17 protein-coding genes are annotated in these 21,756 nt (G+C 42.5%); 9 read left to right on the forward strand and 8 right to left on the reverse strand.

Annotated elements, in window-relative coordinates; all coding sequences use genetic code 11:
• Positions 1–182 precede the first annotated feature (182 nt).
• Complete coding sequence (locus tag V7K79_RS10200) at positions 183–830, reverse strand: 2-hydroxychromene-2-carboxylate isomerase (RefSeq protein ID WP_335047185.1); 648 nt, start codon at positions 828–830, stop codon at positions 183–185.
• A 203-nt stretch (positions 831–1,033) separates the two neighbouring features.
• Between V7K79_RS10200 and ffh the strand changes: the two genes are divergently transcribed.
• The 5 genes from ffh to V7K79_RS10225 all read left to right on the forward strand — a co-directional run bounded on the left by ffh (position 1,034) and on the right by V7K79_RS10225 (position 5,099).
• Positions 1,034–2,497 (forward strand): signal recognition particle protein, encoded by a 1,464-nt coding sequence (gene ffh, locus V7K79_RS10205; RefSeq protein ID WP_335047187.1) that lies wholly within the window; start codon positions 1,034–1,036, stop codon positions 2,495–2,497.
• Between the two features lie 128 nt (positions 2,498–2,625).
• Positions 2,626–2,886, forward strand: coding sequence for a 30S ribosomal protein S16 (gene rpsP, locus V7K79_RS10210; protein ID WP_292783039.1), 261 nt, complete (start codon positions 2,626–2,628; stop codon positions 2,884–2,886).
• Complete coding sequence (locus V7K79_RS10215; RefSeq protein WP_335047189.1) at positions 2,849–3,283, forward strand: KH domain-containing protein; 435 nt, start codon at positions 2,849–2,851, stop codon at positions 3,281–3,283. The genes rpsP and V7K79_RS10215 overlap by 38 nt, the downstream gene beginning before the upstream one ends.
• Positions 3,284–3,670: 387 nt before the next feature.
• Positions 3,671–4,624, forward strand: coding sequence for a PhoH family protein (locus V7K79_RS10220; protein ID WP_335047314.1), 954 nt, complete (start codon positions 3,671–3,673; stop codon positions 4,622–4,624).
• A gap of 70 nt (positions 4,625–4,694) precedes the next feature.
• Entirely contained in the window at positions 4,695–5,099 is a 405-nt protein-coding gene (locus V7K79_RS10225; RefSeq protein WP_335047191.1) for a ChuX/HutX family heme-like substrate-binding protein, read from the forward strand.
• Between the two features lie 5 nt (positions 5,100–5,104).
• Here V7K79_RS10225 and V7K79_RS10230 read toward each other — a convergent pair whose 3' ends face one another.
• On the reverse strand, positions 5,105–5,443 hold the full coding sequence (locus V7K79_RS10230; RefSeq protein WP_335047193.1) for a carbon dioxide-concentrating mechanism protein CcmK: 339 nt from the start codon (positions 5,441–5,443) through the stop codon (positions 5,105–5,107).
• 117 nt (positions 5,444–5,560) lie between these two features.
• On the opposite strand from V7K79_RS10230, the gene V7K79_RS10235 reads away from it, so the two are divergent.
• Both V7K79_RS10235 and V7K79_RS10240 read left to right on the forward strand, forming a co-directional pair.
• Positions 5,561–6,358 carry a DUF6816 family protein gene (locus V7K79_RS10235; RefSeq protein WP_335047195.1) on the forward strand — a complete coding sequence of 266 codons (798 nt, stop codon included), beginning with the start codon at positions 5,561–5,563 and terminating at the stop codon, positions 6,356–6,358.
• 87 nt (positions 6,359–6,445) lie between these two features.
• Entirely contained in the window at positions 6,446–8,266 is a 1,821-nt protein-coding gene (locus tag V7K79_RS10240; protein ID WP_335047197.1) for an ABC transporter ATP-binding protein, read from the forward strand.
• A gap of 426 nt (positions 8,267–8,692) precedes the next feature.
• Here V7K79_RS10240 and V7K79_RS10245 read toward each other — a convergent pair whose 3' ends face one another.
• A complete protein-coding gene (locus V7K79_RS10245) occupies positions 8,693–9,646 on the reverse strand; it encodes a hypothetical protein (RefSeq protein WP_335047199.1) in 954 nt (317 codons plus the stop codon).
• A 531-nt stretch (positions 9,647–10,177) separates the two neighbouring features.
• On the opposite strand from V7K79_RS10245, the gene V7K79_RS10250 reads away from it, so the two are divergent.
• On the forward strand, positions 10,178–12,280 hold the full coding sequence (locus V7K79_RS10250; RefSeq protein ID WP_335047201.1) for a M3 family metallopeptidase: 2,103 nt from the start codon (positions 10,178–10,180) through the stop codon (positions 12,278–12,280).
• A 78-nt stretch (positions 12,281–12,358) separates the two neighbouring features.
• Here the strand turns inward: V7K79_RS10250 and V7K79_RS10255 are convergent, their stop codons facing one another.
• The 5 genes from V7K79_RS10255 to V7K79_RS10275 all read right to left on the reverse strand — a co-directional run bounded on the left by V7K79_RS10255 (position 12,359) and on the right by V7K79_RS10275 (position 20,845).
• On the reverse strand, positions 12,359–13,162 hold the full coding sequence (locus tag V7K79_RS10255; protein ID WP_335047203.1) for a DUF928 domain-containing protein: 804 nt from the start codon (positions 13,160–13,162) through the stop codon (positions 12,359–12,361).
• A 68-nt stretch (positions 13,163–13,230) separates the two neighbouring features.
• Positions 13,231–15,609 (reverse strand): CHASE2 domain-containing protein, encoded by a 2,379-nt coding sequence (locus V7K79_RS10260; RefSeq protein WP_335047316.1) that lies wholly within the window; start codon positions 15,607–15,609, stop codon positions 13,231–13,233.
• 182 nt (positions 15,610–15,791) lie between these two features.
• The gene (locus tag V7K79_RS10265) at positions 15,792–16,760 is read right to left on the reverse strand and encodes a DUF1822 family protein (protein WP_335047205.1); all 969 of its coding nucleotides are present in this window, start codon (positions 16,758–16,760) and stop codon (positions 15,792–15,794) included.
• A gap of 293 nt (positions 16,761–17,053) precedes the next feature.
• Positions 17,054–19,774, reverse strand: a complete 2,721-nt coding sequence (locus tag V7K79_RS10270) for a CHAT domain-containing protein (RefSeq protein ID WP_335047207.1) — start codon at positions 19,772–19,774, stop codon at positions 17,054–17,056.
• 420 nt (positions 19,775–20,194) lie between these two features.
• Entirely contained in the window at positions 20,195–20,845 is a 651-nt protein-coding gene (locus tag V7K79_RS10275; protein WP_335047209.1) for a sigma-70 family RNA polymerase sigma factor, read from the reverse strand.
• Between the two features lie 336 nt (positions 20,846–21,181).
• Between V7K79_RS10275 and V7K79_RS10280 the strand changes: the two genes are divergently transcribed.
• Positions 21,182–21,598, forward strand: a complete 417-nt coding sequence (locus tag V7K79_RS10280; RefSeq protein ID WP_335047211.1) for a diacylglycerol kinase — start codon at positions 21,182–21,184, stop codon at positions 21,596–21,598.
• Positions 21,599–21,756 lie beyond the last annotated feature (158 nt).

Consider the following 21,756-nt stretch of genomic DNA (forward strand, 5'->3'; position numbering starts at 1 on the left):
TGTAATTCTACATCCATTGCCCTACCTCCCTTGCAGAGTTTTTTCTTCTAATCCTTTTATTTAGAATAACCGGAAAGTGACAGAAGAGGGATACTTACAGTTTTTTGATTTTTCATAACTGAAGTTAGGCTGCTATGTACCCAACTTACTCAGCACTAAGTACTATTTTGGTTACAGGAATATTAAATAATTAATTGTTTTACCTTTTCTGTTACCCAATCTACACGATCCTTTCCCCAAAATCTTTCGCCTTCCACTACCCAAGTCGGGACTCCGGGACAGCCAAACTGTTCGTATTCTGCCAAAGCTACCACTGCTGCTTGTTTGGCTGCTTCCCCGTAAATTAACTCAAGAATGCGATCGCCATTCAGCCCAACATCATTTGCAACTTTCTTAATCACAGACTCATCGTTGACATCAAGTAGGTCAATATACGTCGCTCGAAAGAAGGCAGCATCAAGCAGATGCTCCTTCCCGGTTCCACAAGCAGCGTAATACGCTCTGGCGGGAAGTTCTTCACGACCAAATTTCATTTTCTCCCAGCGCTTGATCCATCTACCAAATTCTTCAAACTCCTTGAGCCGAATTTCAATACCGTACCTTTTTGCCCATCGTAAACAATCTTCTTTGTGATACGACGATAACAGGGCGCTTTCACTTCGTCCTTGGAGGTCAGCTACTTTTATACCTCGCTCCTTTGGTATGTAAATTGGTCGTCGTTCAATATCAACAGGTAAACCCTGCAATGCTTTTTCGGCAAGAGTAATACCAATATATGAATTTGACGAGTGGTATATCGAGTATGAGTATACTTTGATTCGCTGCGACATCTTGGCTACCGTAGCTACCTAACTGATAATATTACGAATTAGCGATCGCGGCAGTCCCTAATCCCCAATCCGTATCTGGTTGCTACAGTCGCGGTGAAAAATACTAAGCTGGTAGATAGCACGTTTAAACTTTAGCGGAAATTCCAAATCGCATTCATCGGCGGTTTAGAATTCTTCATTGGCGAACTACCTGTAATTACATTATGTTTGATGCTCTATCTGACCGTTTAGAATCAGCCTGGAAAAAACTGCGGGGACAGGACAAAATTTCTCAATCCAACATTCAAGATGCATTGCGCGAAGTGCGCCGCGCCTTGTTGGAAGCAGATGTCAATCTCCAGGTAGTAAAAGATTTTATTAGCGAAGTCGAAGCCAAAGCACAAGGAGCCGAGGTGATTACCGGCGTGCGACCTGATCAACAGTTCATCAAAATTGTTCATGATGAACTGGTGCAGGTGATGGGAGAAGAGAATGTTCCCATAGCAGAAGCCCAGGAACAGCCTACCATTGTGCTGATGGCTGGGTTGCAAGGTACTGGTAAAACCACAGCTACCGCTAAGTTAGCCTTACATCTCCGTAAATTAGAGCGTAGCTGTTTGTTGGTGGCGACAGACGTATATCGCCCAGCAGCAATCGATCAGTTGGTGACGTTGGGTAAGCAAATTGACGTACCAGTATTTGAATTAGGAAGCGACGCCGATCCTGTAGAAATCGCAAGGCAAGGTGTAGAACGGGCTAAAGCAGAAGGTGTCAACACAGTAATTATTGATACTGCTGGACGCCTGCAAATTGACGAAGATATGATGGCGGAATTAGCCCGGATCAAAGCAACCGTCCAACCCCATGAAACTCTGTTGGTGGTGGACGCGATGACTGGTCAAGAGGCCGCAAATCTTACCCGCACCTTCCACGATCAGATTGGCATTACTGGGGCGATTCTCACCAAATTAGATGGTGATAGCCGTGGTGGTGCAGCGCTTTCAGTGCGGCAGATTTCGGGAGCGCCGATTAAATTTGTGGGCGTGGGTGAGAAAGTCGAGGCACTGCAACCGTTTTATCCCGATCGCATGGCATCACGGATTCTCGGTATGGGCGATGTGCTAACCCTGGTAGAAAAAGCCCAGGAAGAGTTTGATTTAGCCGATGCTGAGAAAATGCAGGAGAAAATTCTGTCAGCGAAGTTTGACTTTACTGACTTTCTCAAGCAATTGCGGATGCTGAAGAACATGGGTTCTCTGGGAGGCTTCATCAAGATGATTCCAGGGATGAATAAGCTTTCAGACGATCAGTTGAAACAGGGAGAAACCCAGCTGAAGCGCTGTGAGGCGATGATAAACTCCATGACTCGCCAAGAACGCCATGATCCCGACTTATTAGCCAGTTCTCCCAGTCGGCGGCGGCGGATTGCTTCTGGTTCCGGCTATAGAGAGTCAGATGTGACTAAACTGGTGGGTGATTTCCAAAAAATGCGATCGCTCATGCAGCAAATGGGTCAAGGTAGCTTTCCTGGAATGCCAGGAATGTTCGGCGGTGGCGGCATGGGCAACGCCTTTGCCGGTGCTGGTAATCGTCCCCCAGCCCCCGGATGGCGAGGTTACGATGGAGCCCCAGCCACGAAAAAGAAAAAACCCAAAGATAAAAAGAAAAAAGGCTTTGGCAATCTTTAGGCACAGGGCATGGGTAATTTGCTAATGACAAATGACAAATGACAAAGGACTAATAGCAGCAAATGCTAGACGAGTGCTAAAATTAGCATTTCGGCATACTTACCAATTAGGAGAATGATTCTTCAATCATGATCAAACTGCGCTTGAAACGATTCGGTAAAAAGCGGGAAGCAAGTTACCGCATTGTCGCCATTAACAACCTCGCTCGCCGTGATGGCCGTCCCCTAGAAGAGTTGGGATTCTACAACCCCAGAACTGATGAAGTGCGACTAGACGTTCCCGCCATCGTCAAGCGACTACAACAAGGCGCTCAACCCACTGATACTGTTCGTCGCATTCTAGTAAAAGCTAATGTTTTTGAGCAGGTCAGTGCAACAGCCGCATCATAATATCGGAACAAAACTCCCAACAGCTAGCCCCAACTATGTTGAGCTAGTTCGGTTTTTGGTGCAGCCGTTTTTGGAATCTCCAGAGACATTAAGCGTCGATTGTGAAATTTCTCATGCCCTCAACCGGGTTTGGGTTCGCATCGCTTTTGAAAGCACAGATAAAGGAAAAGTATTTGGTCGAGGGGGACGCAATATTCAGGCGATTCGCACCGTAATTGCCGCAGCCGCAGCCGCAGCAGGGCAGTTAACATACCTGGATATCTACGGCAGCACCACTCCGGGCCGCGAGGGTATGTCTTTTGATGAAGAGACAGAAGAGCGATCGCCACCGCCGATTAAGAGAGAACCGCGTGGAAATGATGGGCCTAAACCCATTGTTAAACCCCGCCTCCGCTAGGTTGAAACTAGAGAGCAAATCTGAGCGGTTGTTATTACCTCCGCTCAGAATTTTTGTAAAGATGGAAACTTGTAAAAAGATTTTTGAATCTTTTTTTGGACTCTTTACTAGTAGGAACGTACAGCTTTGCATTGGTGTCAACTTCAGATGAAATCTTTTGAGTGCATGAGTTTTGCCTTCACCCCCAGCCCCTCTGCCAATATGCTACCGTGTACACACATCTTGGTAATAAGGAATTAGAGGATGAGGGCAAGCTGTACGCCCCTATAAGTGATTAATTTATTACAAAAATTTTTCCACAATGTAAGTAGTAAAAGCGTAATTTCGCCGTTAGCGAGAAAAGATTAACCTTTGTCAAACACAGATCCTCACCAATTACGAAATACTATGGCAGGTGCTTTAACAATTCAGCTGCCGAATATTCCCAGTGCGATCGCTCTTACCGGAGATGGAGAAGAAAATCTCAAAATCTTATCTCAGCAAACAGGAGCCGCTTTAGTGCTACGCGGACAGGAATTAGTGATTTCTGGTACCGAAAAGCAAATTGATCTGGCTTCTCGATTAGTGCGATCGCTTGAAGACCTCTGGATTAAAGGCAATACTATTTCCAGTGCCGATATTTTAACAGCTCGTCAAGCCATAGATAGCGATCGCCAAGGAGAACTGCAAGATTTACAGCGAGATGTTCTCGCCAAAAGTCGCCGAGGTGAAGAAGTCCGTGCCAAAACCTTTCGCCAGCGCCAATATATCGACGCACTCCGCAGACGCGATCTTACTTTTGGAATTGGGCCTGCTGGTACTGGCAAGACTTATCTCGCTGTTGTTGTTGCCGTCCAAGCACTCCTTGCCAACCAGTTTGAAAAGCTAATTTTAACTCGCCCTGCCGTCGAAGCCGGCGAAAAACTCGGTTTTTTACCTGGAGACTTACAGCAGAAAGTTAATCCCTATCTTCGCCCACTTTACGATGCTATTTATGAATTCATCGACCCAGAAAAAGTACCCAGTTTAATGGAACGCGGTGTGATTGAAGTCGCACCACTTGCCTATATGCGGGGACGCACCCTCAATAACGCCTTTGTAATTGTGGATGAAGCTCAAAATACTACACCTGCTCAGATGAAAATGGTTTTGACTCGTTTGGGCTTCCGTTCGCGGATGGTGATTACAGGCGACATGACACAAACTGATTTGCCACTTCACCAACAATCAGGTTTAGGAGTAGCTTTACAAATTTTAAAACACGTTGAAGGCATTGCCTTTTGTGAATTTTCCCAAAGAGATGTTGTGCGCCATCCTCTAGTTCAGCGCATTGTCGCTGCTTATGAACAATATGAAAAATAGGGAATGGGTATTAGTTAGGACTCATCGTTTAACCAACGACAAATGACAAATGACAAAGGACAAATGACAAATGACCACAACATTGAAAGAATTTTTAGCAGCTTGTGAGACGTTGGGAACTTTGCGTTTAATCGTTACTAGCAGCGCTGCTGTATTGGAAGCACGAGGTAAGATAGAAAAGTTATTTTATGCAGAATTGCCTAAAGGGAAGTATGCGAATATGCATACTGAAGGTTTTGAGTTTCATTTGAATATGGACAAAATTACTCAGGTAAAATTTGAAACTGGTGAAGCGAAAAGGGGTAATTTTACAACTTATGCAATTCGGTTTTTAGATGATAAACAAGAACCTGCTTTAAGTCTATTTTTGCAATGGGGTAAACCGGGAGAATATGAACCAGGACAAGTGGAAGCTTGGCAAGCTTTAAAAGAGCAGTATGGGGATATTTGGCAACCTTTACCAGCAGAACTTTAATAGAGCTAAACTGATAAAGGTGGAGGAAATCGAATATCTGCACTGAACTGTTCGATATTAATGCTGTAATGAATCGGTAAAACATATTCTAAATTTTCGTGAGGGCGGGGAATAATGTGATTAGAAAGTACCTCGCCACCGTTAACTCGCAGCACTGCTTTTAGTCCTGCTGTCACCGCTACATTTACTTCGCCCACAACTCCCCGAATTAACACGGTAATTCGTCCCAAATCAGTATTTTCATAACCAACAAGGGTTACACGGGCAGCTTTACACATAGCATCTCCTACTTCCACTGCTGTAGGAACGCCATAAACTTCAATCATACCTAGTGCCAATGTCATGCTGTCACTATAATTTGGGATTGTCGGGTTAATTATCTTACTACAAAGTTTTAGTTTTTACACAAAATTACTTGATTTTTTCTCGATAAATAATAAACGTTAAAACCAAAACTGCTAATGCTTGTAATGAAGAGAATTTGGAGTTTTTGCTTGCTGTTTTTTTTCCTATCGTGCGGTGGTGAAGCTATTGCAGGAGAGTTGTCTCAACGGTTAGCAAATTTTCCTCAGTGGGAAAAATTAACTTCAGTACAACCAGCTTCGGGTGATTTGGTTTACCCTAAATGGATGGCTGGTACTTGGAAAGTTACAAGTACCTTGGTAGATTTAGCCGCACCTTTAGCACCAATTGTAACACCGGGGTTTGAGGGTAATCGCCGACAACTAAATCAGCCTGTGAGTTTTTTAGTAAGATTTGTGAAAGAGCAACCATCTATTGCTGGGTTAAAAGTATTTCCTCAGAGAGATTACAAATCTCCAATTTTAGTAGCAGATAGAGCATTCAATAGCTTGAATCTGGCGAGAGCTTATTTAGGTGATGAAGCAGTGTTATTAGTTAAAGTAGATCCAGATTCACCTAATCGTCAAATTACGTTCTTACGTAGCAGTCGCCAACTAGTTTCCATTGTGACTGCACGGGCCACAGAAACTACCCTTGATAGCAAGTTTGTCACCACAGAAGTGTTTCAACAACTATTTAAAGGCGGTTCACGCCCTTATTTAAACTCTGTAGAATCTACTACGGCTTATCATAAACTTTCAACATCTAATCCGGCGATTGAAGCAGATCAAGTTACTGCTGTCTATCTTTCACCCCAAGATCCAGATTACTTCAAAGCTGGTTCTCGACCAGTTGCTCTCTACCGCTATCGCCTCGAATTCTTCCCTCAAGAACTACTAACTACTCCCAAAGAGTGATTTATCATCTAGCTCTTGACTGATTTGTAATACATTTGTAGTATAAAAATTCCAAGTTTACGATCGCGCTCTTGGACGGTGTGCATCATGGCAAAATTTCAAGATACTGTCAATTACTTTCGCTCTTACTGGAAGCTGGGTGTTTTCAGTATCGCAGCATCTAGCATTTACGAAATTATTGATTTAGTTGTACCTTACGCGATCGGGCAGATTTTAAACGTTTTGTCTAATCAACCTTTGGATAAACCACTTGAAAGTGCGATCGCAAGTTTTTCAGACATAACTAATTACCCAGTTAATAAAACTCTATCTTTGGGTGTATTGCTGGGTTTAATTTTCGTTGTCACTGTAGTGAGAGCGCCAACACAAGCCTGGTTAACCATTTGGTTTCATTGGGATATAGCTTTTAGATCGCGTCGAGATAACAACGAAACAGCGATCGCCAAAGTTCTTACTCTCCCACTAGAATTTTATGATGAAAATAATCCTGGACGTATTGCCGGAAGAGTAGCTAGAGGTATTTCTAACCACACTTTTAGTTACCCTGAAATTGCCGGACAGTTAATTCCTAAACTGGCTCGTGTATTGGGAATTTTTGTATTTATCTTGTTCATTGAGTGGCGGATTGCAATTTTATATCTAATTTCCTTTGTAATTATTCTCAGCTTTAGCTTGAAGAATTTACAACAGATAATTGGGTACGAAAGTCGTCTGGATAAATATGGAGAGAACACCGAAAGCCGTACTTCTGAATTAATCACCAATATCAAAACGGTGAAAGCATTTGCTACAGAAGCTAGGGAACTGAAACGGCAAAAGCAACGTTTAGCTCGTGAACTAATGGTGCTTGATTATCGCATCCATAAAGGTTATGTAAAACTGGGTACTTGGCAAAGAACCGTGATTCAGTTTTGTGTGTTTACAATTCTGGGTTTGACTTTAGCAGCAACAGTAAATGGAAAAATTTCTCTCGGTCATTTTGTCATGACCTTAACTCTTTCTAGCATGGCTTATGCCGAATTAGAACCTATTAGTAACTTGGCAGAAGTTTTTGCGCGTCGTTATTCTCCGATGCTGCGGTTTCACGAATTTCTGCAAGAGCCAACTGCATCTGATTCAGCTAATCTTTTAGAAGAGAGTAGTCAGACACAATCACCATTAAAGTTTACCGGAAAACTTGAGTTGTCACACGTCAGTTTTGGATATGATGCCAACCATCAAGTTTTGCAAGATATCAGCTTGTTGATTGAGCCATACCAAACAGTGGCATTAGTGGGGCGTTCCGGTTCTGGTAAGTCTACTTTCGTGAAGTTGCTGTTGCGATATTTTGAACCTCAAGAAGGTCAAATTCTAATTGATGGTCAAGATATTCGCACTTTGAATGTCGGTAAGTATAGACGGAGATTAGCGATCGTTCACCAAGAAGTAGATGTTTTCAACGGTACTATATTAGATAATCTCACTTACGGCAGAACTGATGCTAGTTTGGAGCAGGTTCAACAAGCTTGTAGAATTGCCAGAGTTGATGAAGTAGTGCAGCACTTACCTAAAGGTTATTATACCGTTGTGGGGGAACGAGGTGTCAGGCTATCTGGAGGACAAAGACAACGCTTGGGAATTGCTAGGGCGTTGTTAGTAGAACCAGACGTGCTGATTTTTGACGAAGCCACCTCTAGTTTAGATTATGAATCTGAGCGTTCAATTCAGCTAGCGATGCGATCGATTCAGGGCACTTGTACCACAATCGTTATTGCCCACCGTTTAAGCACAGTCCGGGAAGCTGATAAAATTGTTGTTCTAGAGCAAGGAAAGATTGTAGAAGTGGGTAGCCACGATGAACTCTTGCGTCACGAGGGTATTTACCGCCGCTTGCACTCCCTGCAAGAAACAGGAGAACTTCTGAGTTAGGGGATATACACCTTTTAGATTTTAAATTTTAGATTGACTCCACAAATTAATCCGTTTGATTCAATCGACTTTATTCACAATAAGGTCGATTTTTTTTTAGACATGACTAGAACGGCGTAAATATTTGTAGTTTAAATGAGGCAGGAGAGAAAAGACTTTAGCTTCATTTATCTTTCTTAAGATAGTTGTGTTTTCTCCCACCAACTTACTCATCCAGAAATTAAATATGTGTTATTAAAAACTCTTTCGCGCCTATTCAGTGGCACAACTGATATTATCAAGTGGGGAATTTGCTCTTATTCCCCAAAACAAACCTTAGCCATTGAAATTCGTTTTACGCGCTTGAGTGAAGCGCGAGAAGTAAAGTAAATAATCCATTACCTATGCTGGAATACTAATTATTAATCGAATTCCAATCACAAAAAATTAAGACTTGCTCTTATCTGCTTCTTTTTGTGCCGCTTCACTGTATTTTTTATAAAGTTGAGTACGAATCTTAGCTTCTTGATAACGGCTGTAGGTTTGTGGTACAGTACTCATTAAATCTGAAGCCCGTTGCCACTTAGCAGCAATTTCTAACCACTGAGTTGAGGTTGTAGCTGTTTTACCAGATGCAGAAGCTTGGTTGGCAATTCGCACAGATATTTGAAATGGATCGTCGGATGGCTCAGAAAAGCTATTGTTAGGAGCGCGGGATGTTGTTTGGGCTTTCCTGTTGTTAGTATTTTCTGTAGTTAAAAATTTGGAAGTTTCTAGTTGTATCACATTTATTAGTTTATTACCTAGCTGGGCATAAACAACCCAACTAAGTAACAACAGCGAGCAGAAACCAGCTGCTAATATCTTTGTTTTAGGTTTATTTTTGGATTTTTCTTTGTTAATCAGTACTAAAGGACGAGAGACTTGAGTTTTAGGATAATTTGGTTTTCCTAGTTCAGCTTGAGCTTCTGTGATATCTTTAATTAATTGCTTGACAATATTGGGCTGAATTAATGTAATTTCCTGTGACCAAAGCAATTGATTTTCGCGATCGCTATCTAATTCTTTTAACCACAACAATTGTTGTTCTCGAACAATCCGACTGTTGATCTTAACACGGCGAATGTAACGCGGGGCAATAGACTCAAGAATTTGCTGGATTTGCTCTACTAGGGGAGATTGCTCTAGTTGCTCTACTTTAGCTGCTTCGCACAGAATTTGTAAGACACCATCAGAAAAAATGGCTCTAGTTCTGACACAAGAGTGGGCTAGCTTTTCATTCAATAGTTGAATAATCGCCGCAACGCTGCCTTGATGAGCTTGCCAAGCGATATCGTTTATCCGGTCTACCACCTGAAATTTAGTGATAGCTCTTCCACCCTGACTGATTAACGTATTCATTAATTTAGGGACTCTTTTCTACTAACCTTGATCTTGTCTTCGATTTTATGAGTAAAAAGATGAGTTGCCAAATAATATCATAAATATGGAAATATGAAGCCTCCTTTTTGGTTTGGTAAAGACACTCGCTTACCCTCAGATAATTTGTACGCTTCCACGCCTTGAAAACGCGGAATTCTTAGGCTGAAACTGCGCTTTCCAGGTAACGCCCATGCTGACGGCGGATGAGTTAGCTGTTTGACATAGTACGCAAGCGTGTCTTTTGGCGTTGGCGTAGCCCGCCCTTGGCATCGCCTTTATTTAGATTTAGGTAAATGAATACACTTTGCGATGAGCAGAAACACTTACGATATGCGATCGCAACTTCATAAATTAAACAAAATAGTCCTATCCTGATACTTTTGTGAGGAATTATCGTTTTTTTACCTTTTTGCCAGAATCGCAATACTAAATAGCACAGCGATCGTTACATTAGAAGATATATAAATAAAAATCAACAATGATTTTTTTTGTTCGCAGTCACACAAAACTATGAGTGCAAGTACCATTATTTCCGATAATCCCTTACTCCAAGGCACTGGTTTACCTTCCTTTGCAGAGATTAAACCAGAACGAGTAGCACCAGCCTTTAATCAGTTGCTAGCAGAACTTGACCAGCAACTTGCCACCTTAGAGACTAGCGTACAGCCGACTTGGAGTGGTTTAGTAGAACCCTTAGAAAAGCTGACAGAACGGCTTACCTGGAGTTGGGGGGTGGTAAATCATTTAATGGGTGTTAAAAATAGCCCGGAACTGCGCGAAGCTCATGAAATTGTACAGCCACTAGTTGTACAATTTATCAACAAACTCGGTCAAAGCCAACCCATCTACAATGCTTTTAAGGCACTCCGTAGCAGTGATAGTTGGCTAACTTTAGAATTAGCCCAACAGCGCATTGTAGAAGCTGCTATTCGAGATGCAGAACTTTCTGGTGTTGGCTTAAAAGGAGAGGCAAGAGAGCGTTTCAATGCCATTCAGATGGAGTTGGCAGAACTTTCGACCAAATTCTCTAACCATGTACTTGATGCCACAAAAGCCTTTAGCTTAACCCTGACAACAAAAGCAGAAATTGACGGTTTACCACCAAGTTTGGTGAGTTTAGCCGCTCAAGCTGCACGTGCGGCAAAAGAAGAGAACGCCACACCAGAGAATGGCCCTTGGCGCATTACTTTAGACTTCCCCAGCTACGGCCCTTTCATGCAACACAGCACCCGTCGAGATTTGCGTGAAAAGCTCTACAAAGCTCATATCACTCGCGCTTCTAGTGGCGATTTAGATAATAACCCGTTAATTGTGCGTATTTTGGAGTTACGGCAAGAACTCGCAGATATACTTGGCTTTAAGAGTTTTGCTCAGTTGAGCCTTGCAAGTAAAATGGCTCCTAATGTTGAGGCAGCCGAAGCACTATTAGAAGAACTACGCCAGGCCAGTTATGATGCTGCTGTCAAAGACTTAAAAGAACTCCAAGCTTTTGCTGCATCTTATGGAGAAGAATATCAAGATTTAAAGCATTGGGACATCAGTTTTTGGGCAGAACGCCAACGAGAAGCAAAATTTGCCTTTACCGCTGAAGAATTACGTCCTTACTTTCCCCTTCCCCAAGTGCTAGATGGCTTGTTTGGACTTGTTAAGCGGCTATTTGGTGTTACTGTAACTCCAGCCGATGGTCAAGCCCCAGTATGGCACGAAGATGTCCGTTATTTCCAAATAGCTGATGAAACTGGTTCTGCCATCGCTTACTTCTACTTAGACCCCTATAGCCGTCCAGCAGAAAAACGCGGTGGTGCTTGGATGGATGTATGCATCAATCGTGCCAAAACTGAAAATGGTACAACTGCCATCCGGTTGCCTGTAGCTTATTTGATATGTAACCAAACTCCCCCAGTAGATGGCAAGCCGAGTTTGATGACTTTCTATGAAGTAGAGACTTTGTTCCACGAGTTTGGTCATGGATTGCACCACATGCTCACTAAGGTTGACTATACTGGAGCCGCAGGTATCAATAATGTGGAATGGGATGCAGTGGAACTACCCAGTCAATTTATGGAAAACTGGTGTTATGAGCGACCCACTTTGTTTGGCATGGCTAAACATTACGAAACTGGAGAAGCCCTACCAGAGCATTATTATCAAAAGCTGCTAGCGGCGCGTAATTATATGAGTGGTACTGGTATGTTACGCCAAATTCACCTGAGCAGTGTTGATTTAGAACTACACTACCGCTATCGTTCTGGTAGCAATGAAACTCCAGCAGATGTACGTCGTCGTATAGCCAAGACTACTAGTGTTTTACCACCACTTCCAGAAGATTCAATATTATGTTCTTTTGGGCACATTTTTGAGGGTGGTTATGCAGCAGGTTACTACAGTTATAAATGGGCTGAAGTACTAAGTGCTGATGCTTTTGCCGCTTTTGAAGAAGCTGGGCTAGAAAATGAAGAAGCAATAAAAGCTACAGGTCGGCGTTATCGCAATACGGTGCTAGCACTCGGTGGTAGCAAGCATCCAATGGAGGTGTTTAAAACTTTTCGGGGTCGTGAACCAAGTACGATCGCTTTGCTCAGGCACAATGGTTTAGTGGGTGCTGCAAACTAAACAACACCTCTGTAGAGATGTTGCATTGCAATGTCTCTACTATCAAATATTCGCTTAAGTAAACATTATTTTCCTAGTTTAAGGTGTTTCTGGAAGAATGGGTTCTTCGGCAACATCATCCAAGCGGATGCTGCCTAACAAATTTCGCCACTCTGCTTTCAGGGCTGGATCTTGAGGATTTTTTTGGCGCAGTTGAGCCAACGTCGTCAGTGCCTCGTACCATATTCCATTTTGGGCATAAAGAGCATAGCGCTTTAGAGGTTCTGCGGTTTCTAGTTGTTTGACTGTTGGTTGACTGAGGTTAACTCGTTTTATTACCCCTTCAACATAAGTTGGGGGAGCATTCTGTTGCTTGTCACAGTTAATGGTGAAAAACCAGCGATATTGTTGGCCTACCGCTAAAGTGGGAGCAGTGCTAGGCAAAGAAACGGGGACGATTCCAGGCTTATCCGGTAGAGCGATCGCTTTTTTGTATACCTGGTTAGCGTTTAAATCTTGCAACACAAATTCAACTGTATATGGCGAATCTTTAGTATATGGCACATAGAAAAACCAACTTGGATGTTCTACTGTTGTTTGTGCCCAGACATTAATTACAGAGTTAGCTTCCTCAGTAAAGGGTACTAAAGCAGTCAAGTCAATTTTAGGTGAAGGACATCCACTAGGCCCCCCGCGCTTTGCTCCACCACGAACGCGACCTCCAGGAGAGGAGCCAGGTGGAATTGGAGGTTGAGTAAAAGTTGTGGCTTGAGCAAGGGTTGTTTTAGCGTTAGAGCGATTAGGAGTTGGTTTTGCCAGTATTGGAGTCAGGCTAACTAATAAATTTGTACAACTAAAAGCTACTACTAAAAACAGTTTTATCGGTTGTGAATTTAAATTCATAGAAACCTGACCTTATTATGATTTTAGGATTTTAGATTGAAAGAGGCAGAAAAGCAGAGAGGAAAAACTCACAGCAACTTCTCCCCTACTCCCTGCACCCTTGCTTCTTCCCCATTCCCTACCCGGACTTTTGTTTTTGAATGATTATAAATTGACATCAAACTCGCCATCGCTACGAGCGATAAAGCCGACGGTACAAAAGGTACCCAAGCACCCGAAATTAATAGACCAAAGCAAACTACATACAAAACGCTAGAAGTAACACCGATTGCCAATACCAACCAGGGTAACGAAAGTCTGCGCCAAGCCAGAACTCCCCCAATCAAAGACCAGCCCCAAATCCAGACTACCTCTGCCCACCACGACCAAGCCCGCAGCAAAGGCCGCCCATCTTGAACTGCACCAAGGATCTGGCTGACCATCTGAGCTTGTACCAGTACTCCTGGCATTTGCTCATCTAAAGGAATGCCATAAGGTGTCGGCCAAGTGTCTGGAGAATCCCCCTTTGCAGTCACACCAATCAGAACAATCCGGTTCTTGATGGCGTTAGGGTTAATTGGACTAGATAAAAATTGCGTTAGTTTTACCTGTTCGGCTATTTCTTTTGAAGAACGATAGTTGAGTAAGATTTGACCGCTATTAGCATCAATATTTTGATAGCCACCAGTACGAGACTTCAGATTCGGAAAAATAGTCTTACCCAACTGCAAATATCCTTCGCGGGTGAACTGTGTTTGAATTCCTAAAGGGCGCAGATAAAGGGATGCTAGTTGTAAACTGAAGGAATATTCAGCAGAACACAATGATGTCGTCTCCTGATTCATGAACAGAAGATGCCGACGAATAACTCCATCGCGATCGTGGATAAAGTCACTGAATCCTAAAAAATCTGGGGGGATTTCTGGCGGTGGCTTAATACCTTTAATATTTACTGTGCGATCGCTCCCTTTGCATACGCCAACCAAGTTCTGAGTTTGCTGGAGACGAGTAATTAAATCTGGCTCTTTGGCCTTAAAATCACGGTAGATATCTAAGCCGATCGCGCGGGGATGGTATTGATTCAGTTTTGCTAAGAGTTTATTGAGAGATTTTTCAGAAATAGAAGCTCCAATCAAGGACTCGCCATTTTGTCTTTGAGTAGCGAGATCGTCATCGTCAATTGTGATGATCAACAGTCGCGGATCGAGTTCTTCTACGGGGCGCGATCGCATCATCAGGTCAAAGGCTGGAATTTCTTGATTTTCCAACAATCCCACCAATCTCACCCCAAAAACCAAAGCTGTAACTGCCAAGCTGGATAACACAGTTCTCTTAAATCTGCGTTTGTTAGACAAAGGTAAACTTGCTTTATCTTCATCTTCAGATTTTGCAGACCTTAATTTATCCCAAGTCGGTGGTATCTGCGCCGGATTTTGGCAAATCACTGGTAGCCAAGTTGCACAAGGAAATCTATCCTCAAGTCCTTGCAAGCGTTCCCGCGCTTGGCGTACCGCTTGATATAAAGACTCGCCACCAGCAAAGCCTTGGAGAAAATACTTTAAAAACTCCTTGGCAACCTGGTCTGGCACAGGTTCGCGCATGACGATCATTTGAGGAATTTGCAAATCAGCTAATTCTCGCGCCAATCCCAATCCATCACAGGAGTTGAATATAGCTAATTGCAAACCATTATCAATAGCTTTTTTGAGAGCGTACTTTAACTCGCCAATGGTAAGACTATCGGTTCTATTCAGGTAAATTCGTCCACTTTCGCCATTTCCTTGACTGGAACTGTGTCCGGCAAAGAAGAGAATATCCCAGTTTTTTCTCCAAAGATGCTCAGTCAATTCCTTACGCTGTGGTTCTACCAAAAAGCTCACCTCTGCGTTACTACACTGTTGCAATAAAGCTCGGTCGGCTTGGGTGTCAATCCCCTTACTATTGCCCACAATTGCCAAAATATTGACTAATTCATTGAGAGTGTGTGGCTTGTGAGTGCGGTCATAAGATGGTGAAGAAAGAGCAATTTCAGCTTTGGGATAACGTTCTAACAAGTCCCACAAATGCCAGGGTAATAGCTGCAATTGGCTATTTTCTGTTTGTAGAATCACCCGTACTTCGTCATTAGACGATAATTTTTCTAACCATTTTTCCCTTAAAGGGCGAAACTCTTCTGCTCGCAGCCAGGTATTAAAGCGTGCCCGCAAAATATGAGAAGTGTTTTCGCAGTCTTGAACCATCGATACATTCGTCACCTGCATTTGGTCAGCATGGAGGCGATAACGATTGCCTATCTGCCGATAACTAGACCGCCAATGACTATAATAGAGCGGCATTTCCGGAAATGAAGGTAGCCTGCCAGTGATTTCTGTTGCAGCGTGCTGGTCTTCTTCACCAATTTGGAGGGTGACAGCAAACCCTTGCTCAAAACTACCCTCTCCAAATTTGATCGCCACTAATTTACCCATAACCGTCGCTATCTCTCTGTACAAGATCGTGCCCTGTTCTAATGTCCGATCGCAAGTCCCAGATGCGTCTACAGATTTTTTCAAAATCCCTAAAAGCTGGCTTGGATTTTTAATTTTTAATTTTTAGTTAATCAGTTATCACTTAATAAATTAACGACAAAGAGGGAAGATAGCTACATATTTCAAATTTGGAAATATTGGGTGATACTGGTATTGTCTAAGGCTACCCTAACACTAAATTGCTCTGTAGGTTCACCACGAAATTGTAACTGAATGTAGTTGTCTAATTTTCTAGATTGAGCGTCGAGAAATATTGCTCCTGAACTATCTATAACAGTGAGATGAACTCCTGATGGCAAGTAGATTTGATTTCCAGTGGCGTGCAATTGGAGATGAATACTAGTTTGTCGATCTTTTTCGGGACTAATTTCCACAATCAACATCACAGGTTGGTTGTGGATTTGGATACCTAAATCAATCACTTTTGCTCGTTTAGTAATTGATTCTGGTTGTTTGAGGGCATCTAATTCCAAAGTTTCAACACTGCGAAAGGCATAAGTTGGCCTGAGTTCCGGCACGTTCCACAGCGATTCAATAGTCTCCCAGCCAGTCTCAAATATACCAGCAAACCACTGACTCAAATTCACTAATGAATTAACTGGAGATTGACGCAGTTGCCAAATATGGTCAATAAATGCTTCCAATGGTTGCAGTTGCGCTAAAGGAACTGTTTGAGTTACTACACTAGGGAGAAAACCAAGTAGCCTTGCTTCTTCGAGGGATTCATCAAATTGAACGATTAAATAACCCACCCGTTCTTCCCAAGTTTCTGGAGGAATAGAACATATCTGCTGATGCAAATGGACAGGGCGACACTCCAGACGCCCAATTGAGGGCATTTCTAAATCAGCAACATCCCCACACAGGCGCATGATCGGGTTCCAACTGTCACTAGCTTGAAGATCGGTAGAAATATCCATCATCTGCAAGTAGTCATTCACCACCCATACAGCTAAAGTATTCAGCCGGACTTGCTCTGCTTTTTCAGGATTTGGTTGCTGGTTAGCAAATTGCTGGGCAGTTATGCGAGCTGTTTGGGAAATCGGCAATGTTAAAGCGAAATCATCTAGCTGATAGGAAAAGTCATTCATAAGTCAATTTCTAGGGTTCAATGCTGCTATGTATATATCACCCGCATTCAATAAATTTATGCCACAAAATTGAATACTGGAAAAAGAAAATTGGGACTGGCGATTAGGTAAAAATATTACATAAAATTAAGCAATTATATATTGAGATAATATATAAGATAGAGGTTTTGGGTATTTATACTTTTAGTATAATCAGCTTCAATCTGTTAAAAGCAGTTTATTAACTAGCAGATAAGTTGCAAAATTTTGAGCAGACAATTTGAGCGATCGCTTACAAAGATAGGTTCCTGAAATCACAACCAATTGCCAATCAATACATAGGCAGACCAAAAGCTTGGCGCTCTATAGTTGGGATGTTTAAGTAATTGTAGCTGCGCACGGTGGACTGCTTCGGCTTTGGTGGTATTGCCACTCTTGAGTTCTCGATAAAAGGCACTAACAAACATCGCTGTTGATTGATCATCAATTTGCCACAGGGAAGCTATGGTACTACGTGCCCCAGCACGGACAGCGGCTCCTGCTAGACCGAGTGCTGCACGGTTGTCTCCTGTTGCTGTCTGGCAAGCACTTAAAACCAATAATTCTACTACGGTTTTACCTTGACTGCGGAAAAGAGTATCAAAATCTCTGACATTGATCTGACCATCAAAATCTAAAATAAAAGTCTCTTCAAGGCGGGAACTAAACTGACCGTGGGTTGCCAAATGCACTATGTTGAATGAAGCAGCACCAATTTCACTTTCCAAATTCTTTTTCTTAAAATCTCCATCCAGTAGGCTGGTTGTCGAAACTCCTGCTTTAGCAATACCGTCAAATTCAGATTTGATCGCCAGCAATGGTGCAAACTTGGGAAATCCTGGCGGCGGCTTAGTCAGTCCTGCGGTTAGTGCTCTCAGCTGCTGTTTTACCAGCGGTTTTGGGTCAAGGAGTTGTAGACCGACGTTCAGGGCGATCGCATATTTCTCTACCAAGTATTGTTTACCATCATAGAGAGCTGCCATTGGTAAATTGCGTAATGGCCCATCTAGGACGAACACTAACGTATCGACGCCACTTTTTAGCAGTTGTGACTCAATGGGTTTAAGCAGCCAGGTGTAAACTTCTTGCGATTGGGTTTGGACGATCTTAGTAGCAGTTGGATCGACAAGATTTCTTCGCAGTTTTATTAAGAGTTTCTCTACTTCTGTTTGGGAAATCTTGGTACTGTAGCTTTGCAGAGGTTGTTTAGGAATTTTGACAATTACCTGGAGTTCGTCACTAAGAATAATTGGATAAAGGATGGCAGCCTTGGTATTATCTTTGTCTACTACTCGATCTAAAGCTACTTTCTGACCTTGCAAACAAGCATCCTGAAAGAAGTCGTCTAATTCTGCTAGTTGGAGTGCTTCAATCCGCTCTCGTGCTTTCTCCAATATTTCTTCATTTGGTTTTCCTTTTTGAGATTGCAGTAGTAACTCTACTGACTGGCGGTAGACGGGTTCTACACTGTCGCGGAAGTCAAATTGTACATCCTGGTTGACTATATCTTTATTGACTACTAAATCTCTGCGGAGAGACTCAAGAGTGTCTACAGCAGCATCATAAGCGGCGATCGCACCATCAATATCTTCTTGTGCCCAAAGCAATCTACCTAACTGCCACTCCAAGCTATAGGTAATTTCTGGTGCATTGCTACTCTGTGCCAAAGCTAATCCTTCCCGCGTCAGCTTTTGCGCTTCTGCCCACTGTCTGGTTTCTTCGTACAAGCCGCCTAAACTCTTCAGAGCATAAGCTTCTGCCCGCTTGTCTTTTAAACTGCGGGATTGCTGAATGGCACTAGCGAGTAACTTTGCTGAGTCTTTTGTACTGAATCCTGAGTAAAAACTCTGACTGGATGCTTGTAATACACCACTCTTGACTTTTGACAAACTTTGTGAATAGTTAACCTGAGCGTAAATACTCGCACGGCTGAGGGGGAGTTGGTTTAGTTTAGACTCAATTGATGGCAAAAAAGTTTGAACCTTTGCCCATTCTTTATCTTTAATCAGTAGTCCCAGGTGATTGAGTTGTGCTTGAACTTTTGTGAGAAGTGAGGGAGATTCTGCGACTGTTCGTTGATAATAGGCGATCGCCTGTTCCTTGTGGTTTTGTTTACGAGCATTATTTCCCAAACTGAATAGACTAGCCGCAATATCAGCCTTTGATTGGAGATTTTGAGCAATTTTCAGACTTTCTTCTAGGGCTTGGCGTGAGTTTTCCAAATCGCCCAATACCAAAAGGGTATCACCGAGCGATCGCAAACTCACCGTTTTTTCTATAGAATCGGGTTGAGATTTTAACGTCTGACTTATTCGAGCGAGTGTTTTGATTGCCCGTGGGTAAAATCCTTGGGTGCGCCATGCTTGTGCTTGATTGATTAGCGATTGCACCACGCCACTTTGATTATCTGCTTGTTTGTAAATTTCTTCTGTCCGCTGCCAAGTTGCCAAAGCCGCCTCGGACTGCCCCTTTGCCAATTGCAGACGACCTTGAATATTTAGTGATTGGGCAAGTATTTGCAGATTTTGCTTTTCATCCAATCCTTGGAGTAAATTTAAGCTTTCTGTAATTGCCTGCTGCGCCTGACTCCATGCACCGAGTTGCTGGTAAGCTAGGGAAAGATTACTCAGTGCCACTGCTAGTTTGAGGTTCTCCCCTTGCTGCTTATATATTTGGACAGCCTGTTGTAACACTTCTATAGCTTTGGCAAAGTTGCCATTACTGTATAAAACTTTGCCCTGCTCTAAAAGTAAAGCGGCATCAGTAGGCACAGCCAGCGATGTCAGATTTATTGACAGTTGGGATGAAGAATTGATTGAGCTAGGAACTTTTGCTAGCACTGGTGAACCGACAATGGATAGCAAAGCGACCAGGAAGTACAAAGGCAGACGTAAAAAGCGAGCTAGGGAAGTGAGCCAGCACGTTTTTGCTGTTTCCCGACTTTTGCTTTTAAACTTTACAGAATTCGCGCCAAAAATCCTAGTTGTTTTAGCCATAAGCAATGACAAGAGGTGATAAGCAGAAACACATAGGATAAACTATAGGCTAACAAGGTAATGTTACCATTCCCATCCCTTACCAAATCTTTGAGCTTGCACAATTTTGTTGCGATCGCAGTGAAACTTGATTAGCAAAGTATAGTTCAAAGGCGATCGCAAACTTTAAACAAAAACCCACCGAAATAGTGCTGAGTAAAAAGTAAAATTAACTACTACAGCACTGCGTAAATAAATTTACTATTTCAAATAACACAAGAGCTTGGGATACAATTATGCGTGACTTTTGCCTTGCGGTACTAGGCTTAGGCATAAAATTAATTTCGAGGAATGAATACCTCGGCTGAAAGTGAGAAGATTCATCAGTACTACTTCTAACTCAGCACTGGCTTAACCCTAGCTATTCGCTAATAGCACCGATCATAATAATCCCTCCAATTCTGCAAACTTACGCAAGCGCGGTAAACATTGGCGTTGATAAAAACTGCTTAATGTCGGAATTGACAACCCAAATTCCTCAGATAAATGTTTCCAGCTAACTTCTGGAGGTAAGCGTTTGAGAATTAACACCTGACAATTCACATCTGGACGCCCTTTAATGTAAGTACCGCACAGTTCTCCATCCGAATCTGTCTTCGCCCATATCTCCAAGTCTTCCAAAATCGGAGGTGCTTGGGGGCTAGCCGGTAGGTTATCTACAGGATCGATAGTTTCACTTATTCCACCGGATGTAGATTGATAAATTTTCAGAGAGACTGTTGTGGCTTGTTCTCGGTTCTGGTTAAGGTAAAAGTCTTGTAGTCTCCGTCTTAGGTAAGCATTCAGCCAGGTGATCACACTGCCATAACTGGGATCGTAGGTTTGGCCTGTCAAACCTTCACAAACATTGCGACAGAAATACAACCAAGTTTGTTGTAGTGCGTCTTGATAGTAGGGAGTAGGTTCCCTCCAGAGTCTACTTGCTGTCAAACGAATAATTTGCGTGAGCAGCTTCTGACGCTGAGGGCTTCCAGGTTGGTGTCTACAGGCTTCTGCAACTAAGCGGCGTAGCTGTTCATCGAATTGAACCATGACAATCTTGATCAAGAAAGCAAGAATATCTTAGTATTGCGTATAACAACACCCTAAAAAATTACCTTTCGTCAAGATACTGGATTTTTTTTAAAAGGAAGTGGGGAACGGGCATAGACTATTGGGAGATTTGAGGTTCTGAAGTAAATAAAATTTAGATTTAGACACTCCCTAGTCTTCAGCGACAGAGATTCTTAAGATATCAATAGCTGGGGAGTAGGGAGTAGAAAGTAGGGAATCAGGCTTTTCGAGTTGTAAGAAGTTTTTTCACGCAATCAAATCATAGTCCTATAGTAAACGTCTGACTTCTGACACAATAGCTTGAAAGTGAAATATATGTTTTCTCGTTACAAAACTATGAGCGATCGCAAAAAATATAAAAAAGACCGCATACCGGGTTATCATCCCATCCGAAAGCTGAAGATTATTCTCACAGGTCTTTATGTCGCTGTTATCTCTGACTTTAGCGTTGCCTACAAACTTGTTTTATCAGTTCCAGTTCTAGGCTTCTCATTTATCTTTCGGCAATGGGTTGATGTCACTCTGATTTTACTAGCAACGGGGATGATGCTAGTTGCCGAATTATTTAACAGTGCGATCGAAATCTTATGTGATTTTGTGGAAGAACGAGAGGATAACCGGATTGGGATGATTAAGGATATTGCAGCCGCCGCAGCTGGCATCAGTATCTTTGTGTGGGCTGTCACACTCATACTTGAAGCAAGTCACTTCTGGCAATTGCTAAAAATTTGACTATTAATTATTCGAGATAGTGTGAGGAGTATTTTTAACAATATCCTAAGACTTATTAGCTAATAAAAATGTAAGAATTCAGCACTCAGGAGTCAGGAGTCAGAATTTATCAGTAATTTAGAATGATTGGTATATTTATTCATCAAATGTGCTGACTC

The sequence above is a fragment of the Nostoc sp. genome, assembly GCF_036917575.1.
In the GTDB taxonomy this organism is placed as follows: Bacteria; Cyanobacteriota; Cyanobacteriia; order Cyanobacteriales; family Nostocaceae; genus Nostoc.

Bases quoted from the DNA above. Each gene is read 5' to 3' on its own strand.
- V7K79_RS10200 (WP_335047185.1), bottom strand. From the start codon at position 830: ATGTCGCAGCGAATCAAAGTATACTCATACTCGATATACCACTCGTCA.
- ffh (WP_335047187.1), top strand. From the start codon at position 1,034: ATGTTTGATGCTCTATCTGACCGTTTAGAATCAGCCTGGAAAAAACTG.
- rpsP (WP_292783039.1), top strand. From the start codon at position 2,626: ATGATCAAACTGCGCTTGAAACGATTCGGTAAAAAGCGGGAAGCAAGT.
- V7K79_RS10215 (WP_335047189.1), top strand. From the start codon at position 2,849: ATGTTTTTGAGCAGGTCAGTGCAACAGCCGCATCATAATATCGGAACA.
- V7K79_RS10220 (WP_335047314.1), top strand. From the start codon at position 3,671: ATGGCAGGTGCTTTAACAATTCAGCTGCCGAATATTCCCAGTGCGATC.
- V7K79_RS10225 (WP_335047191.1), top strand. From the start codon at position 4,695: ATGACCACAACATTGAAAGAATTTTTAGCAGCTTGTGAGACGTTGGGA.
- V7K79_RS10230 (WP_335047193.1), bottom strand. From the start codon at position 5,443: ATGACATTGGCACTAGGTATGATTGAAGTTTATGGCGTTCCTACAGCA.
- V7K79_RS10235 (WP_335047195.1), top strand. From the start codon at position 5,561: ATGCTTGTAATGAAGAGAATTTGGAGTTTTTGCTTGCTGTTTTTTTTC.
- V7K79_RS10240 (WP_335047197.1), top strand. From the start codon at position 6,446: ATGGCAAAATTTCAAGATACTGTCAATTACTTTCGCTCTTACTGGAAG.
- V7K79_RS10245 (WP_335047199.1), bottom strand. From the start codon at position 9,646: ATGAATACGTTAATCAGTCAGGGTGGAAGAGCTATCACTAAATTTCAG.
- V7K79_RS10250 (WP_335047201.1), top strand. From the start codon at position 10,178: ATGAGTGCAAGTACCATTATTTCCGATAATCCCTTACTCCAAGGCACT.
- V7K79_RS10255 (WP_335047203.1), bottom strand. From the start codon at position 13,162: ATGAATTTAAATTCACAACCGATAAAACTGTTTTTAGTAGTAGCTTTT.
- V7K79_RS10260 (WP_335047316.1), bottom strand. From the start codon at position 15,609: ATGGGTAAATTAGTGGCGATCAAATTTGGAGAGGGTAGTTTTGAGCAA.
- V7K79_RS10265 (WP_335047205.1), bottom strand. From the start codon at position 16,760: ATGAATGACTTTTCCTATCAGCTAGATGATTTCGCTTTAACATTGCCG.
- V7K79_RS10270 (WP_335047207.1), bottom strand. From the start codon at position 19,774: ATGGCTAAAACAACTAGGATTTTTGGCGCGAATTCTGTAAAGTTTAAA.
- V7K79_RS10275 (WP_335047209.1), bottom strand. From the start codon at position 20,845: ATGGTTCAATTCGATGAACAGCTACGCCGCTTAGTTGCAGAAGCCTGT.
- V7K79_RS10280 (WP_335047211.1), top strand. From the start codon at position 21,182: ATGTTTTCTCGTTACAAAACTATGAGCGATCGCAAAAAATATAAAAAA.